Origin of the sequence: Clostridium moniliforme (assembly GCF_017873235.1) — a bacterium.
Classification (GTDB): Bacteria; Bacillota; Clostridia; order Clostridiales; family Clostridiaceae; genus Clostridium; species Clostridium moniliforme.
Genome location: NZ_JAGGJZ010000001.1, coordinates 183918 through 201467, shown reverse-complemented (window position 1 = coordinate 201467; position 17550 = coordinate 183918). Strand labels below are relative to the sequence as shown.

18 protein-coding genes, 1 pseudogene and 1 other annotated feature are annotated in these 17550 nt (G+C 27.2%); all 19 genes and pseudogenes read left to right on the top strand.

Annotated features, from left to right (window positions below; all coding sequences use genetic code 11):
- Positions 1–5 precede the first annotated feature (5 nt).
- Positions 6–1085 (top strand): tRNA 2-thiouridine(34) synthase MnmA, encoded by a 1080-nt coding sequence (mnmA, locus tag J2Z53_RS01000; protein WP_209795357.1) that lies wholly within the window; start codon positions 6–8, stop codon positions 1083–1085.
- A gap of 254 nt (positions 1086–1339) precedes the next feature.
- Positions 1340–2095 carry a toll/interleukin-1 receptor domain-containing protein gene (locus J2Z53_RS00995; RefSeq protein ID WP_209795356.1) on the top strand — a complete coding sequence of 252 codons (756 nt, stop codon included), beginning with the start codon at positions 1340–1342 and terminating at the stop codon, positions 2093–2095.
- Positions 2096–2349: 254 nt separating this feature from the next.
- Positions 2350–2898 carry a hypothetical protein gene (locus J2Z53_RS00990; RefSeq protein ID WP_209795355.1) on the top strand — a complete coding sequence of 183 codons (549 nt, stop codon included), beginning with the start codon at positions 2350–2352 and terminating at the stop codon, positions 2896–2898.
- Between the two features lie 833 nt (positions 2899–3731).
- Positions 3732–3908: a hypothetical protein gene (locus J2Z53_RS00985; RefSeq protein WP_209795354.1), complete on the top strand. Its 177-nt coding sequence runs from the start codon at positions 3732–3734 to the stop codon at positions 3906–3908.
- Positions 3909–4032: 124 nt separating this feature from the next.
- Positions 4033–4515 (top strand): hypothetical protein, encoded by a 483-nt coding sequence (locus tag J2Z53_RS00980; protein ID WP_209795353.1) that lies wholly within the window; start codon positions 4033–4035, stop codon positions 4513–4515.
- A gap of 31 nt (positions 4516–4546) precedes the next feature.
- Positions 4547–4723, top strand: a complete 177-nt coding sequence (locus J2Z53_RS00975; protein WP_209795352.1) for a hypothetical protein — start codon at positions 4547–4549, stop codon at positions 4721–4723.
- 129 nt (positions 4724–4852) lie between these two features.
- Positions 4853–5748, top strand: a pseudogene (locus J2Z53_RS00970) (helix-turn-helix transcriptional regulator).
- Between the two features lie 68 nt (positions 5749–5816).
- Positions 5817–6257, top strand: a complete 441-nt coding sequence (locus J2Z53_RS00965) for a GyrI-like domain-containing protein (RefSeq protein WP_209795351.1) — start codon at positions 5817–5819, stop codon at positions 6255–6257.
- Positions 6258–6298: 41 nt separating this feature from the next.
- The gene (locus J2Z53_RS00960; protein WP_209795350.1) at positions 6299–7171 is read left to right on the top strand and encodes an SPL family radical SAM protein; all 873 of its coding nucleotides are present in this window, start codon (positions 6299–6301) and stop codon (positions 7169–7171) included.
- A 7-nt stretch (positions 7172–7178) separates the two neighbouring features.
- A complete protein-coding gene (locus J2Z53_RS00955; protein ID WP_209795349.1) occupies positions 7179–7358 on the top strand; it encodes a hypothetical protein in 180 nt (59 codons plus the stop codon).
- A 202-nt stretch (positions 7359–7560) separates the two neighbouring features.
- On the top strand, positions 7561–8055 hold the full coding sequence (locus J2Z53_RS00950; RefSeq protein ID WP_209795348.1) for a PRC-barrel domain-containing protein: 495 nt from the start codon (positions 7561–7563) through the stop codon (positions 8053–8055).
- Complete coding sequence (locus J2Z53_RS00945) at positions 8039–9070, top strand: AI-2E family transporter (protein WP_209795347.1); 1032 nt, start codon at positions 8039–8041, stop codon at positions 9068–9070. Before J2Z53_RS00950 ends, J2Z53_RS00945 begins: the two co-directional genes overlap by 17 nt.
- 89 nt (positions 9071–9159) lie before the next feature.
- Positions 9160–9339: a binding site (T-box leader), on the top strand.
- A 48-nt stretch (positions 9340–9387) separates the two neighbouring features.
- Positions 9388–12033 carry an alanine--tRNA ligase gene (gene alaS, locus J2Z53_RS00940; RefSeq protein WP_209795346.1) on the top strand — a complete coding sequence of 882 codons (2646 nt, stop codon included), beginning with the start codon at positions 9388–9390 and terminating at the stop codon, positions 12031–12033.
- Between the two features lie 137 nt (positions 12034–12170).
- Positions 12171–12428 (top strand): IreB family regulatory phosphoprotein, encoded by a 258-nt coding sequence (locus J2Z53_RS00935; RefSeq protein WP_209795345.1) that lies wholly within the window; start codon positions 12171–12173, stop codon positions 12426–12428.
- A 45-nt stretch (positions 12429–12473) separates the two neighbouring features.
- Positions 12474–12890 carry a Holliday junction resolvase RuvX gene (ruvX, locus tag J2Z53_RS00930; protein ID WP_209795344.1) on the top strand — a complete coding sequence of 139 codons (417 nt, stop codon included), beginning with the start codon at positions 12474–12476 and terminating at the stop codon, positions 12888–12890.
- A gap of 70 nt (positions 12891–12960) precedes the next feature.
- On the top strand, positions 12961–13221 hold the full coding sequence (locus J2Z53_RS00925; protein WP_209795343.1) for a DUF1292 domain-containing protein: 261 nt from the start codon (positions 12961–12963) through the stop codon (positions 13219–13221).
- A gap of 22 nt (positions 13222–13243) precedes the next feature.
- Complete coding sequence (locus tag J2Z53_RS00920) at positions 13244–13705, top strand: Fur family transcriptional regulator (protein WP_209795342.1); 462 nt, start codon at positions 13244–13246, stop codon at positions 13703–13705.
- 77 nt (positions 13706–13782) lie between these two features.
- Positions 13783–15450 (top strand): ribonuclease J, encoded by a 1668-nt coding sequence (locus J2Z53_RS00915; protein ID WP_209795341.1) that lies wholly within the window; start codon positions 13783–13785, stop codon positions 15448–15450.
- Between the two features lie 179 nt (positions 15451–15629).
- Complete coding sequence (gene typA, locus J2Z53_RS00910; protein ID WP_209795340.1) at positions 15630–17456, top strand: translational GTPase TypA; 1827 nt, start codon at positions 15630–15632, stop codon at positions 17454–17456.
- Positions 17457–17550: the final 94 nt, after the last annotated feature.

Here is a 17550-nt window from a genome sequence, read left to right as displayed (position 1 = left end):
ATGGAATGGAAAAGAAAAAAGTAGTTGTAGGTATGAGCGGCGGAGTTGATAGCTCCGTCGCTGCTTACCTTTTAAAGAAACAAGGATATGATGTAATAGGAATTACTATGCAAATTTGGCAAGAGGATAAGGAATATGAAGAAAGAGAAGGTGGATGCTGTTCTCTATCTGCTGTAGAAGACGCTAGACGTGTTTGCGAAAAATTAGATATTCCTTTTTATGTTTTAAACTTTAGAGATTCATTTAAAAATAAAGTTATTAAATATTTTGTTCAAGAATATATAGATGGAAAAACTCCAAATCCATGTATTGCATGTAATAAGCATTTAAAATTTGATGAACTTTTAAGAAAAGCTAGAGGAATTGGAGCTGAATATGTAGCAACTGGTCACTATGCTAAAATAGAAGAAAGAGATGGAAGATATCTTTTAATTAGATCTGATGATGATAAAAAAGATCAAACTTATGCTCTTTATAATTTTACTCAAGATCAATTAGCTCATACATTAATGCCTTGTGGAGAGTACACTAAGGATAAAATAAGAGAAATTGCAAAGGAAATAGGTCTTGCAGTTCATAATAAAAAAGATAGTGAAGAAATATGTTTTATACCAGATAACGATCATGGAAGATTTATAAAGGAAGAACGTCCAAATGAAGTTAAACCAGGAAACTTTGTTGATAGTAAAGGAAATATACTAGGAAGACATAAAGGAATAGTTTATTATACTATAGGTCAAAGAAAAGGTCTTGGATTAGCTCTTGGAAAGCCAGTATTCGTAATAGGAATAAATCCTAAGAAAAATGAAGTTGTTATAGGATCAGAAGAAAATATATTTAAAACAGATTTAGTAGCTAAGGATGTTAATTTTATTCCTTTTGATGAATTAAAGGAAGATATGGAAGTTCAAGCTAAGGTTAGATATGCAGCAAAGCCTGCAGATGCTATAATTTCACCACTTAAAGATGGAAAGGTTAAAGTTTCATTTAAAGATAAGCAAAGAGCAATAACAAAAGGTCAATCAGTAGTTTTCTATGATGGAAATGTTGTTGTTGGCGGTGGAATAATAGAAGGATTAGCATAAAATATGGTAAATAAAAAATATTCAGTTTTAAAGTGTCAATTTTATTGGCACTTTTTTTTATAGAAAATAATTTTTGTTTGTATATGATTAACATTAAATAGTATTATTATGGAATTTGATAAAGAGAGCCATATTATAAATAAATGATGTTTTCTCTAAATTTAGATAATTGGATAAATAGAGTTTTATTTGTAATATTATGTAAAATGAGATATAATTATCGTAATAAATAATTTAGTATAAGAGGTGTTGTTATGGATAAGCCAATAATATTTATTTCTCATATAACTGAAGAGAAAGATCTAGCATTGGAATTAAAGGCTCTATTAGAAGAAAGTTTTTTAGGCATGATGGATATATTTGTTTCATCGGATGATACATCTATATCAGCAGGAGCAAGATGGTTAGATAATATATCCAATTCATTAGGAACTTGTTCAATAGAATTGATATTATGTAGTCCTAAGTCTGTTAAAAAACCATGGATAAACTTTGAGGCAGGGGCAGGTTGGGTTAGAAATATACCTGTAGTACCTTTATGTCATTCTGGCATGGAGCCAAACAAATTACCAATACCATTAAATTTATTACAAGCAATAAAGATTTCAGAAATATCAGGATTAAAACTTTTATTGCCTTTACTTTCAAGTTCAATAGGTTCAAAAGAGCCTAAGGTTGATTTTAGTGATTTTACAAATAATGTTAAAAACTTTGAAGAAACCTATACATTTTGGGATGACTGCAATATATATTTTGAAAAATTATTAAAAATTAATCCTAATATAGTTAATGCATTAAAGCAAGGAGAGAGTATACGAATAGAACTAACAGAAAGTCAAATAAATTATTTAGAACAGCTTATGGAAGAATTTTTTAATAATTATGAATTAATTAAATTTACAAGAACAGGTACTACTACTATTACAACGACTGGAATATATTTTACATGCTTTATAGAGCGATTGGGAAAACTAGGAAGTGTGTTGAGTAATTCTAAATTTAAAATTTAGAGTTTTTATAAGATAATTAGTAATATTAAGAAATATATATTAAAAATATTTATTATAAATAGGATAAAGCTAGGTAAAATATGAGTATTATTTTATTTAGCTTTTTTAATTTTCTAGAAGAGATAAAAGTTAATGAAGAAAATTTATTTAAATAAACAATTAGGAGCGTTAAGGAATTATCCTTTAGAAGTAATTAAAACTATGACGAGAACAGAGATGTAGATGATGTAATACCTATTTCAGCAGATGTTTATTTGGGTGAGAGAAAAATATTAAAAGAAAATTTTGAACCTAAAGATAATAAGGAAAGAGAATACTTTATAAAACAGGTTAAAGATATATTAGATATGTTTTTGATTGATTATAGAGATTTTATAACACTTATATATGGAGAGTTAGAGTCATATATAGATAAATATATCAAAGATAAGAATCGATATAAAGTTTTTGAGAAAAATCACAATAAAAAAAGTAAATTATATAATAAGGTTCAATATTTAATAGAAATACAAGGGATTTATTTAATGGATGAAGAAAAGAAAATATTTAAGTTTATAAATACTAAAATTAGACCTAAAAGAAATAGTTTAGCTCATGAAGGGTTACCATTTAATAAAGAAATTGATGCTGAAGAAATATTAAATAGTGGACAGATAACTAGTATATTGAAGACAATAGAGTTGGAACATAAAGACAATAAAGATATAGTATTATTTATTGTAAAAGAATTTCTAAATATAATAGATAATAAATTTGTTTACGGGAAATCTCACTCAATACAGTTACGGAGAGTTCTATTATAAGCAATAGCAAAGTAAAGTTATCTTAGAAATTATAAGTTATTATATTGTATAAGTAAAAAGGAAGAAGTATATATGAATGATACTCCTTTTTCTTTTATGTAAAGAAATATTGGAATGAGTATATTAAATTTAGATATTTGAATATAAATAGTTGACAAAAGAATGGTATAAGAAGATTAAAACATATATAACTATAAATTTTAAAGTATACATTAGGATAAATTATTTGAAAATATAGTTTAATAATTTTAATAGGTATATAATTTAATTATGAGCAGTTATAGAAGGAAGAGAATAAAATGAAAGCTATATATCCAACATATGGATATCCCAAAGGAATACAAGCGACACCTTGGTTTGAGATTAGATAATAAGAGTTAACTATAAACGATAATTATTTGATTATACAATTAAAGAAGGAGTGCTCATAAATGATGCTCCTTCTTTTTTTATGTCAAGAAATATTGGCATAACTATGTTAAACTTAATAATTGATATATAATATAAATTAAAGTTCTAATTGTAAAATCAGTGAATATATATGAGGTGATTGAGTTGTGTAAAGGAATATTTGATATAGATAAAAAATATTTAAACTTGAAAAAGATTTAGATGAATTTTCTATAACAATAGATAAAAAATTAGATGAAATTGATAAAACTTTCAATAAAGATGAAAAAGAAAAGGCAAAGCTAAAGAAGAAATATTATTTAAAACAGTTAGATAAAATATGTGAGGTATTAATTAAGGAAAATATAGAAGCAGAGGAACATAATATTACTAGAGCTATATTTGATATAATAAAATACTGTATAGTAGCTGTTATTACGTTTATGTGTACTAAAGATGTAGTAGTAAAAAATATTATGAATATAGTACAACTTGACTTGTTTACTGCAAGTTTATTATGTCTTTTAACTATTATTATTGTTTCAATGTTATTTGTTTTACCTCAATGGGCAGTTAAAGCGGATTATAAGAGAAAAGTAAATAAGAAGTTTTATTATTAATTCGAAATTAGAGCTGTTATTCAAGAGAAATTTTTGTGAGTAGATTAAAATATTTTAATTTAAATGCAATAAATATTATAATATTTATAAATATTGTAAGGTTTGATATATGGAGGACGATGAAATGAATATAGAAAACAAAAAAGAAGCTGCTAGAAGAAAATCATTAGGAGAACTTGGTGAATTATTTGCAATTAAAACACTAGTTGATGGACAATATGATAAAATTCGAAATTTAAATGATGAACATATGAACGAAGCATATGCAGATATATATTGTGAAAAAGGAGATAGACGTATAATAATAAGTGTTAAGGCACGAAATAAATTTAGAAAAGATGGGAAACTTAATTCTAGATATAATCTCGGAACTAATGCTTATGAAAAAGCAAAAAAGGCATCTGAAAAATATAATGCAGAAGCCTATTGGATGGCTATTCAATTCGATATGCATGATTATTCTGTATACTTTGGTTCATTAGAATGTCTTAATAGCACAAAAGCTATACCAGTGGATAAATGTGAAAAAGGGGAAATTGGAACAATACTTGTGGACAAGAAGACACATTATTTTGATTTTAACTTTTATAAGAATAAAAAAGAATAGTATAAATTTTAATTTTTAGAGGTGATATGAGATGAATACAAGAACTATTATGATTTTTTCTGAATTTAAAAATATTGATGTTATTAATAATATCCGTAAGAAATATGAGTCTTTAGCAGATTTAGTATTACCACATATTACTTTGGTTTTTCATTTTTATAGTGAAATTACTAATGAGGAACTTAGTTTATATTTAAAAGAGTGTTAATGTAATGATAAATTTAGCACTATGATTAAAAAAATATCTGTTGAAATGATTGGTGAGCATGAAGAATCAATTATTATAATAGAGTTAGGAATTAAATTAATAAATTTCAAAAGGAAGAAGGGCTTTATTATGCAGGTAAATAGATTATTTGAGATTATATATATTCTTTTAGAGAAGAATATTGTAACTGCAAAAGAATTAGCAGAAATATTTGAAGTGTCACAAAGAACTATTTATAGAGATATTGAAGCACTTTCGACAGCAGGAATTCCAGTATATATGAGTAAGGGAAAAGGTGGAGGTATATCTATATTATCAGGCTTTGTATTAAATAAAGCTATATTAACAGAAGAAGAAAAATTAGAAATACTATCATTTATAAGAGCTGTTAATGCTATAAGTTTTAATGATAAAAAGATTGAAAAGGTTTTTAGAAAATTAAATAATATATTAGGCAAAAATGATACTGATTGGATAGAAGTTGATTTTTCAAATTGGGAAATGCAGAAAAAGAAACTTTTAATAATCTTAAATATTCAATATTAAGTAAAAAAGTAGTGAATTTTAATTATAGTAGTGGCAAAGGTGAAAATATTAGCAGGGAAGTATGTCCATTAAAATTATATTTTAAAGGGCAAAGTTGGTATATGTATGGATACTGTAGAGTACGAAATGATTATAGATTTTTTAAATTAAGAAGGATAAAGGATTTATATATTTCTGAAGAAAGCTTTAATATTAAAACATCAACAAAAATAGTGAAGGAAGATAAGATTTTTAATGGCGAATTTATTACTTTAAAAATGAAAATTTCCTCTAAAATGGAATATAGGGTTTATGATGAATTTGAAGATTTTAAGAAATTAGATGATGGTAGTTTTCTTGTTACTATTGAATATCCAAAAGGAGAATGGCTTTTTAGCCATATATTTTCATTTGGAGAAGAATGTGAAATTTTAGAACCACAAGAAATAAGAATGGAAATAAAGAATAAAATTGAAAAAATGCTTTTAAATTATTCTTAATATGACATGTAGTTGTCATATTAACTTAAGTATAATAGCCTTATCAAATATATATGGAGGTTATTAATATGAATTATGAAATTGTTAATTTAGAAGAAAAAATAGTAGTAGGAATTAGCGCGATTATAAGTAATGATGATCCTAATATGGGGAAAGTTATTGGAGGTCTTTGGGGAAAATTATATGAAGATGGGATTAACGAAACAATAAAAAATAAGGTGAATGAATACGCCATAGGACTTTATTCAGATTATGAAAATAATAAGTATACAGTTACAGTAGGCAATGAGGTATGTAAGGCTGAAAATGAAGAAATTACAATAAAGAAAATTCCTTCAGGAAAATATGCTAAGTTTTTTATTGAAGGAAATATGCAAAAAGTGGTTGCAGAAGCTTGTAATGAAATTTGTCAAATGGATTTAGATAGAAGTTATGAAGCAGATTTTGAAGAATATTTAAATGCAGATTTTGATAATGCTAAAATTAATATCTATATTTCATTGAAGTAATTATTAAAAGATACAATTTGTTAGAAGGGAGTTATGATTATATGCATGATGTTATAGTAAAGGGTATTTTATCTAGTAATAATGGAATAAATATTTATAGGGGATGTACTCATGGATGTATATATTGTGACTCCCGAAGTATTTGTTATGGAATGAATCATATTTTTGAAGATATAGAGGTTAAGACCAATGGACCAAAGTTACTAGAGAATACACTTATGAGAAAAAGGAAAAAGTGTATGATTGGAACAGGTGCAATGAGCGATCCATATATTCATTTAGAAGAAAAACTTCAAAATACCAGAAAATGTTTAGAAATAATTGATAAGTATGGTTTTGGACTATCAATACAAACTAAATCAAATAGAATATTAAGAGATTTAGACTTATTAAGAAGTATAAATAATAAAGCAAAGTGTGTTGTACAGATGACATTAACAACTTATGATGAAAAATTATGCAAGATTATTGAGCCAAATGTTTCTACAACAAAAGAACGATTTGAAGCTTTAAAGATATTTAGGGATAACAAAATTCCTACAGTAGTTTGGATAACTCCTATTTTACCTTATATAAATGATACTGAAGAAAATATAAGAGGGATTTTAGATTATTGCATAGAGGCTGAAGTTAAAGGGATTATAGTATTTGGTATTGGGCTAACATTAAGAAATGGAAATAGAGAATATTATTATAAGAATTTAGATAAGCATTTTAAAGGTTTAAAAGAAAAGTACATAAGGCAATATGGAAATAGCTATGAAGTAATAAGCAAAAATCATGGAAGCTTGATGGAAATTATTAAAGAAACATGTCAGAAAAATAATATTATTTGTGACATAAAAGAAGTTTTTAATTATATTAGAGCTTTTGAAGAGAAAAATAATGAAGTTCAAATAGGATTTGATATATAGAAATAAAATGAGTAAAGATATGAGAAATTCATTTCTTATTTGGTCAATAATTTTAATTTTTGGAGCTACAACATCTTATTTTATAAATGAATATTTTGCTACTTTTTCAATGATAATTTGGGTAATTCTTTTTATAAAGGATGTCCATATTGATCCAGAAAAGGCATTTGATAAATATAAAATATAATAAATTTTAAACAAGTTCTGTATAAATTAGGGGGCTTGTTTTTTATTTATATAAATAAGAAATAGATATAAATATTAAGACTTTTAGAATTCTATATGATAAAACAAAAAATATTTAATTTTCTTCTAATAAATAATTAGTAATTTAGTTTAAAAAAGGAAATTTAGGGAAAGATAAAGTTAATGAGTTTAGGAGGAAATTTATGCTTAGAAGTAAAGATTTTTATATGAAAAGTGTATATGATGTTAGAGGAAAAAAGATTGGAATAGTAGAGGATTTATTTATTGATTTTTTTGAGGGAAAAGTTAAAGGGTTAAAGGTATCAAATTATAGTTTATTTTCTAAAAAAAACTTTGTTGAAATTAAAAGTATAATTTCTATAAACAAAGAGATAATAGTAGAAGAAAGTATTAAAGGTGAGGGTATAGAATTTAAAAATATTAAAGCTATGGATATAATAGATTCAAATGGTGATATTAAAGGTGTGGTTGAAGATATAATAATTGAAGAGGAAAACTTTTATATAAAAGGACTTGTAATAAGTACAGGAATAATAGAAAGACTTATAAAGGGAAAGAAAATTTTACTTATAGGTGAATGTATACTAGGAGAAGAATATATATTATACATGGGAGAAGATGGTGTTACTTTAAAATCTATGCCTAGGAAGGTAGATAAAAATGAAGCTACCAATTAAAAATAAAAGATTAATAATAAGATGTGTTTTAATATTAATTATAATTTTATTTATAATTTTATATCTAAAATGGAATGTATTTAGAGAGGTAGTAAATATTATAATTATATCCTCTATTTTAGCTTATATATTAAGACCTTTAAGAAATTTAATTATAGGAAAAGAAAGAATATCTAAAAGAAAAGCTACCCTTATAATTATGTTTGGAATAATTTTAATATTAGGTTTAATTTTTTACATATTAGTTCCGAAACTTATGAAAGAAGTAGGAAACACTGCTTTAATTATAGATAAGATTTCAATTTATATAAATAATTTTATAGAAAATTTAAAAATAAAAAATTCTTCTATTGCACTAACTATTTATAATGAAGTAGAAGAAAAGTTATGGGCATATATTATGAATTTATCTCAAAATACAATAAGCTATATTATTGATTTTACAAGCAATATAGCTTCAATTGTTATAATACCTATTGTTACATATTATCTTTTATCAGATGGAGAAATTCTTTCTAATAAAATGTATTTATTAATACCTGTCAAAAATAGAAGAATAGCTAAAAAAATCATAGAAGATGTTAATTTACTTTTAGAAAGATATATAGTAAGTCAAGTTTTGTTATCTATTGCTACAGGAATTATGTGTTTAATATTGTTTTTAATATTAGATATAAAGTTTGCTATATTTCTTTCCATTATAAATGGAATATTTAATATAGTACCTTATTTTGGAGCTTTATTTGGAGGTATTCCTGCTGTTTTAATTGCATTTTTTGATTCTGAAGCAAAGGGTCTTTGGGCAATAATTGGAATACTATTAATTCAGCAAATAGAGGGAAATATATTAGCACCTAAAGTTACAGCAGATAGTACCAATATACATCCTCTTTTAATTATAATATTACTTCTTATAGGAGAAAAGTTAGGGGGAATTACAGGTATGGTTCTTGCTGTTCCAATTGGAGTTATTTTGAAGGTGATTTATGATGATTTAAATTATTATCTTTTTTAATCATTATGTATTTTAGAAAAATCACAAAAAATTATGAAAAATATTGACATATTTAAGTATATAAAATATAATTTCTTTAGTTAATTGAATATTTAGCTATGATTAGGATGAGTAAATTTGATTTTATTTTTTTAGAGAAGAAGTGGTTGGTGAAAACTTTTAAATAATTCATTTTGAAGCTACCTATGAGCTATAACCATTTAAAGTGATGTAAATTTAATTTACATAATTAGGGTGGTACCGCGGAAGAGTTAGCTTTCGTCCCTTAAGTCTTTTGGGATGAAGGCTTTTTTTATATTGTAATGGAGGGAAAATATATGAAGTATATGGGAACAAATGAGCTTAGAGAAGCTTATTTAAAATTTTTTGAAGGAAAAGGACATTTAAGATTAAAGAGTTTTCCTTTAGTACCAAAAAATGATAAAAGTTTATTATTAATTAATGCAGGTATGGCACCACTTAAGCCATATTTTACAGGTATACAAAAACCACCAAGAACTAGAATTACAACATGTCAAAAGTGTATTAGAACAGGAGATATTGAAAATGTTGGTAAGACATCAAGACATGGTACTTTCTTTGAAATGCTTGGAAACTTTTCTTTTGGAGATTACTTTAAAGAAGAGGTAATTCCATGGGCATGGGAGTTTATAACAGAAGTTCTTAAAATGCCAAAAGATAAGTTATATGTAACAATTTATTTAGATGATGATGAAGCTTTTGAAATTTGGAAAAATAAAACTGATATAGATACAAACAGAATATTTAGACTTGGAAAAGAAGATAACTTCTGGGAACATGGTGCAGGTCCATGTGGTCCATGTACAGAAATTCATTTTGAAAGAGGAATAGGAGTAGAACCAGTTAAGACAGCAGAAGAATTTGTTAAAGCTAGTGATGAAGATAGAATAATTGAATTCTGGAACTTAGTATTTACTCAATTTGATGGAGATGGAAAAGGAAATTACGAAAGATTAAAACATCCTAATATTGATACAGGAATGGGACTTGAAAGACTTGCTACATTAATGCAAGGTGTTGAAAATATATTTGAAATAGATACTGTTAAAAATATATTAGGAAAAGTTTCAGAACTTTCAGGTGTTGAATACGGAGAAGATCCTCAAAAAGATGTGTCTCTTAGAATAATAACAGATCATGTTAAATCAGTTACTATGATGATTTCAGATGGTGTTCAACCAAGTAATGAAGGAAGAGGATATGTACTTAGAAGACTTTTAAGAAGAGCTGCAAGACATGGAAGAGTTCTTGGAATAAAAGGATTATTCTTAAAGGATATAGTAGAATCAGTTGTTGAAAATTATGGCGTTGAATATGATGAGCTTGTATCTAAAAAAGATTATATTAAAAAGATAGTTACTTTAGAAGAAGAAAGATTTAATGAAACAATAGACTCTGGAATGGGAATACTTTTAGAATACATTGAAGAACTAGAAAAGGAAAATAAGAGTGTATTAGATGGAGAAAAAGCATTTAAGCTTTATGACACTTATGGATTCCCATATGAATTAACAGAAGAAATATTAGAAGAAAAAAATATGACAATTGACAAAGAAGCTTTTAATAAGGAAATGCAAGAACAAAGAGAAAGAGCTAGAAGTGCTAGAGGCGAATTTACTTATATGGGAAGTGAAGAATCACCAATTAACTCAATGAATAAAGAAATAAATTCTGAATTTGTTGGATATGATAATGATGAGATCGTAGGAAAAATATTATTTTTAGCAACTGATGAAGAAGCTGTTTCAGAATTAAAAGAAGGACAAAAGGGATATATTGTAACTGACAAAACTCCTTTCTATGCAGAAATGGGAGGTCAAGTAGGTGACAAGGGAATAATAAAAGGACATAGCTTCGAAGCTTATGTTTATGATACTAAAAATAATGTTTCAGGAAAAACTATTCATTATGTAAAAATTAATAGTGGAATAGTTAAATTAAATGAAGAGGCTGACTTAAAAATTGATGTAAAGAGAAGAAATAATATACGTAAAAATCATACAGCAACTCATATGTTACATGAAGCACTAAAGGAAGTTTTAGGAGAACATGTAAATCAAGCAGGTTCATATGTTGATGATGAAAGATTAAGATTTGATTTTACTCATTTCCAAGGGTTAACTAAAGAAGAAATTCAAAAAGTAGAAAATTTAGTTAATGAAAAGGTAATGGAAACTTATAAAGTAGATACAAATCTTATGACATTAGAAGAAGCAAAGGCTAAAGGTGCTATGGCTTTATTTGATGATAAATATGGAAATAAAGTTAGAGTTGTAGAAGTTGGGGATTACTCAATGGAATTATGTGGTGGTACTCACGTATTAAATTCAGGAGAAATTGGACTATTTAAAATAGTTAACGAATCAGGAGTTGCAGCAGGTGTTAGAAGAATAGAAGCATTAACAGGATTTGCAGCTATTAAATATGTTGAACAAAAACAAGAGATGCTTATGGAAGCTTGTGTAGCATTAAAATGTAATGAAAAAGATATAATAAACAAAATTTCAATGCAAAATTCAGAAATAAAAGAAAAAGAAAAAGAAATATCAGAATTAAAAGCAAAACTTACAAGTGGTGCAGAGGATGATATATTAAATTCAGCAAAAAATATTAATGGTGTTAGTGTAATAGCTTATCCTTTAGAAGATGTTGATGGTAATGCTTTAAGAGATCTTGGTGATAAGATTAGAAATAAAGAGCCAAAATCAGTAGTTGTATTAATAAGTAATGTAAATGGTAAGGTTAATTTAGTTGCAATGGCAACAAAGGAAGCAGTAGCATCAGGAATTCATTGTGGAAAAATAATTAAAGAAGTAGCACAAGTTGTAGGCGGCGGTGGTGGTGGAAGACCAGACATGGCTCAAGCTGGTGGAAAACTTCCAGAAAAAATTAATGAAGCAATAGAGAAATCATATTCCATAATTGAAAGTTTAGTAAAATAGTGTACTTTTAAAAAAATATGGGTTATAATTAACTTATAAGTTTTGTATATAAGATAAATTTATGGAGAATACTATTTGTATATAGATTTCCTTTAACACAAGGTAAGGGGGTGAGCTGCTTTAGAAGCAGCGTGAATATGAGTAACAATTTAGAGCATACAATGCAATTTGATTTATCAAAAAATAAAGAAGTGTTAACAAAATCAATCTTAACAGAGGTTTATAATTCACTTCAAGAGAAGGGGTATAATCCTATTAATCAACTTGTTGGTTATCTAATATCAGGAGACCCTACTTACATTACAAATTACAACGGAGCAAGAGCTTTAGTAAGAAAACTTGAAAGAGATGAAATTCTTGAAGAAGTTATAAAATCTTATTTAGAGATAAAATAAAAAAGGTGCCCTGTTGAGGGCGCTTTTTGTTTTCAAGGAGATAATATGAGAATATTAGGATTAGATGTTGGACAAAAAACTATAGGTGTTGCTATTTCAGATCCTTTAGGCTATACTGCTCAAGGAATAACAACTATAAGAAGAACAAAAAAAATTAATGATATAGAAGAAGTAAAAAGGATATGTAATGAATATTCAGTTGAAACTATAGTTGTTGGTTTACCTAAAAATATGAATGGATCAATTGGGTTTGCAGGAGAAAAAATACAAGAATTTAGTGAACTTTTAAAAGAATCAATTAACTTAGAAATAGTTTTTTGGGATGAAAGACTTACAACTGTTGCAGCTCATAGAGCAATGCTTGAAGCAGATTTATCAAGAGGAAAAAGAAAGAAAATAGTTGATAAAGTTGCAGCTACTTATATTTTACAAGGATATTTAGATAGAATAGCAAATAAATAATTATTAATTGAAAATAATTATTGACAACACTTGATTATAGTAATTAAAATATATAAAAAGGAGAATTATTATGGAAAAAGATATAGAATACATTGATTTATTAGATGAGGAAGGAAATGAGTTATCATTTAAAGTGATAAGCTTTTTTAAGATAGATGATTTAAATAGTGAATATGTAGTACTAACTCCAGCTGATGAAGATAGTGAAGAAGCTGTTGTTCTTAAAGTAGTAAATGATGAAGATGGAAATGATAATCTTATAAATATAGAAGATGAAGCTGAATTTGCAATGGTAGAAGAAGCTTATAATTTATTAATGCAAGAAGAGTAGAACATAGAAAGAGGTGTTGTAAATGGAAAGCTTAATTTCAGTTGACATGCAAGAACTTAAAGAAGATTTAAAGAAAAAAGGATATAAATTAACTCCTCAAAGAAGAGCAATAGTTGATACTATAATAAAAAATGAAGGTAGACACTTAACTGCTGAAGAAATATATGATGAAGTAAAAAAAGATTGTCCAGAGATTGGATTAGCTACTGTATATAGAACAGTATTATTACTTGAGGAAGTAAAATTATTATCTAGATTAGATTTAAGTGATGGATGTAGCAGATATGAAATTATTCATAAAGATGAAGAACATAGACACCACCATTTAATATGTAATCAATGTAATAAAGTTATAGAAGTTGAAGAAGATTTACTAGAAGCATTAGAAAAAAGAATTGAAACAAAGTATAAATTTAAAATTCAAGATCATAGTGTAAAATTCTTTGGTATATGCAATGAATGTAGTGAAAAGGAAAAGGAATAATTGAAGGAGAATCCTCTCAAAATAAAAAAGAGATGAAATCCTTTGTTTATACATATTCTTGAATAAGGAGGGGAAATATGAAAAATGAAAGAGCTAAGGTTAAAATAATTCCTTTAGGTGGAATAGATGAAATTGGGAAAAATCTTACAGTTGTAGAATATAAAGATGATATTATTATTATAGATTGCGGCTTGAAGTTTCCAGATGTAGATATGTATGGAATTGATATAGTAATACCAGATGTTTCATATCTACTAAAAAATAAAGATAAAGTTAAAGGAATATTTTTAACTCACGGACACGAAGACCATATTGGTGCACTACCATATGTTTTAAAACAATTAGATGTACCTATATATGGAACTAAACTTACTTTAGGTATTGTAGAAACAAAGTTAAGAGAACACGGTCTTTTAGCTACTACAAAACTATTTGTAGTAAAACCTAAAGATAAAATAAAATTACAAAATGTAACAGTTGAATTTATTAAAACAAATCATTCAATAGCTGATTCTGTTGCAATAGCTATTCACACACCACTTGGAGTTGTTCTTCATACAGGAGACTTCAAAATTGATTATACGCCTATAGATGGAGGAAAAACAGATTTTGCAAGATTTGCAGAACTTGGTAAAAAAGGCGTTCTTGTAATGATGGCAGATTCTACAAATGTAGAACGTCCAGGTTATACGAAATCAGAAAAGGTAGTTGGAGAAAATTTAGAAAGATTATTTAGTAAAGCAAAAGGAAGAATAATTGTAGCAACTTTTGCATCAAATATTCATAGAATCCAACAAATAATAACTGCAGCTGAAATGTATGATAAGAAAGTTGCTGTATCTGGAAGAAGTATGGAAAACATTGTTCAAGTAGCAATAGATCTTGGATATTTAAAAATTCAAAAAGATACATTAATAACAATTGATGGAATACAAAAATATAAAAATGAAGAAATTGTTATTATAACAACTGGAAGTCAAGGAGAACCAATGTCAGCCCTTGCTAGAATGGCAGCTTCAGAGCATAGAAAAATAACAATTGTTGAAGGGGATACTGTTATAATATCAGCAACACCAATACCTGGAAATGAAAAATTAGTTTCAAAGGTTATAAACCAGTTATTCAAAAAAGGTGCAGAAGTAATATATGGAGCTAATGAGAATGTTCACGTTTCAGGTCATGCATGTCAAGAAGAATTAAAGCTTATGCAAACTATTATAAGACCTAGATTTTTTGTTCCAGTTCATGGTGAATTTAGACATTTAAAACAACATGCAGAATTGGCGGTAAGTGTTGGATTAAATCCAAGAAATTACGTATTACCTGAAACAGGAGACGTAATTGAAATTACTCGTAATTCAATTAAGAAAAATGGATCTGTAACATCAGGGCAAGTTCTTGTAGATGGATTAGGTGTTGGAGACGTTGGTCATATTGTATTAAGAGATAGAAAACATCTTTCACAAGATGGTATATTAACTGTAGTTGTAACTCTTGATAGAGAAAGTGCTTCAGTTATTGCAGGACCAGACATAATTTCTAGAGGCTTTGTTTATGTAAGAGAATCAGAAGGACTTATGGATGAAGCTAGAGAAATAGTTAAAGATGTATTAAGTGAGTGTGAAAAATCAAAAATTACTGATTGGGCTACTATAAAAAGTAGAATTAGGGATGAACTTAGAAATTTCTTATATGAAAAGACTAAGAGAAAACCTATGATACTTCCAATAATAATGGAAATTTAACAGAATAATCACTTTGTTAAATTATCATTTATATTGACTTTTTAAAAAGTAAATATTAGAATATAAAATAGTGCGAGAATTGGGTACACACAAAGTATCCAATTTTCTTTTTGAAAAAAAATATTATAGGTTTACATAGAAAATATTGAAAAGTAAAGCTAAAAAGATGGAGGAAAATAATGGAATTATTTAAGAGAGAAGATATTAGAAACATTGCAATCATTGCTCACGTTGACCATGGTAAGACTACATTAGTTGATGCCTTATTAAAAGATAGCCATACTTTTAGATCTAATGAAAAAGTGGCAGAAAGAGTAATGGATTCAAATGACTTAGAAAAAGAAAGAGGTATAACTATTCTTTCAAAGAATACAGCTGTACATTATAATGGAGTAAAAATAAATATTGTTGATACTCCAGGACATGCTGACTTTGGTGGAGAAGTTGAACGTGTACTTAAAATGGTAGATTCAGTACTACTAGTTGTTGACTCATATGAGGGACCAATGCCTCAAACTAAATTTGTTCTTAAGAAAGCACTAGAATTAGGATTAAATCCAATAGTTGTTATAAACAAAATAGATAAACCAGATGCTAGACCAGAAGCTGTTATTGATGAAGTATTTGAATTATTCTTAGAACTTGGAGCTAATGATGAACAATTAGACTTCCCAATAATATACGCTTCAGCTAGAGAAGGTTTTGCAAGAGTAAATGTTGAAGATACAAATACAAATATGATACCTTTATTCGATACAATAATTGATCATGTTCCATGTCCAGAAGGATATATTGATGGACCTTTCCAAATGCTTGTTACAACATTAGATTCAAATGAATATGTTGGTAGAATAGCAATTGGTAAAATTCATAGAGGGACTATAAAGAAGAACCAACCAGTAGTTTTAGTAAAACAAGATGGAAGTACATCAAATTATAAGGCTACAGCTTTATTTGGATACAATGGACTTAAAAGAGAAGAAGTTCAAGAAGCTAGCATGGGAGATATTATAGCATTAAGTGGTGTAACTGATGCAAACATTGGTGAAACAATAGCTGATTCACAATGTCCAGAAGCTCTTCCATTCGTAGAAATTGATGAACCAACACTTAGTATGAACTTTATGGTAAATGATTCACCATTTGCAGGACAAGAAGGAGACTTTATAACTTCAAGACATTTAAGAGATAGATTAATGAAAGAGTTAGAAACAAATGTTAGTTTAAGAGTTAGAGAAATAACTCCAGACTGTTTTGAAGTATCAGGAAGAGGAGAACTTCATCTTTCAGTATTAATCGAAACAATGAGAAGAGAAGGATATGAATTACAAGTATCAAAAGCTAGTGTTATATTTAAAGAAGAAGATGGTAAGAAGTTAGAACCTATGGAATATTTAACTATAGACGTACCAGAAGAGTTTATGGGACCTGTAATGGAAAAACTTGGACCAAGAAAAGGTGAAATGGTTAATATGACTTCAGCTGTTAATGGTTATACAAGATTAGAGTTTATAATACCAGCTAGAGGGCTTATAGGTTTCAGAAATGAATTTATGACAGATACTAAAGGTAATGGAATAATGAACCATGTATTTAATGGATATTCACCATACAAGGGAGATATTCCAGGTAGAAGTAGAGGATCAATAGTATCATTTGAACAAGGAGATGCTATTGCATATGGATTATTTAATGCTCAAGAGAGAGGATCTTTATTTATAGATGCTGGTGTTCCAGTATACCAAGGAATGATTGTTGGAGTATGTGGAAGATCAGAAGATATAGATATAAATGTATGTAAAGGAAAGAAACTTACTAATACAAGATCATCAGGAGCAGATGATGCTGTTAAATTAGTTCCTCCAATAAAGATGACTTTAGAAAAAGCACTAGAATTTATTAATAGTGATGAGTTGGTTGAAGTTACTCCAAAGAGTATAAGAATGAGAAAGACTATATTAGATAGTGCTGAAAGAAGAAAGAAGATTAGCAGAAGTAAAAAATAATCTAAAAAGAAAGTATCTTTATAAAATGTAAAAAAAGTATTATAATAAAGTGAATAGCCAAAATATAGGCTATTTACTTTTGTATATAGGGGGA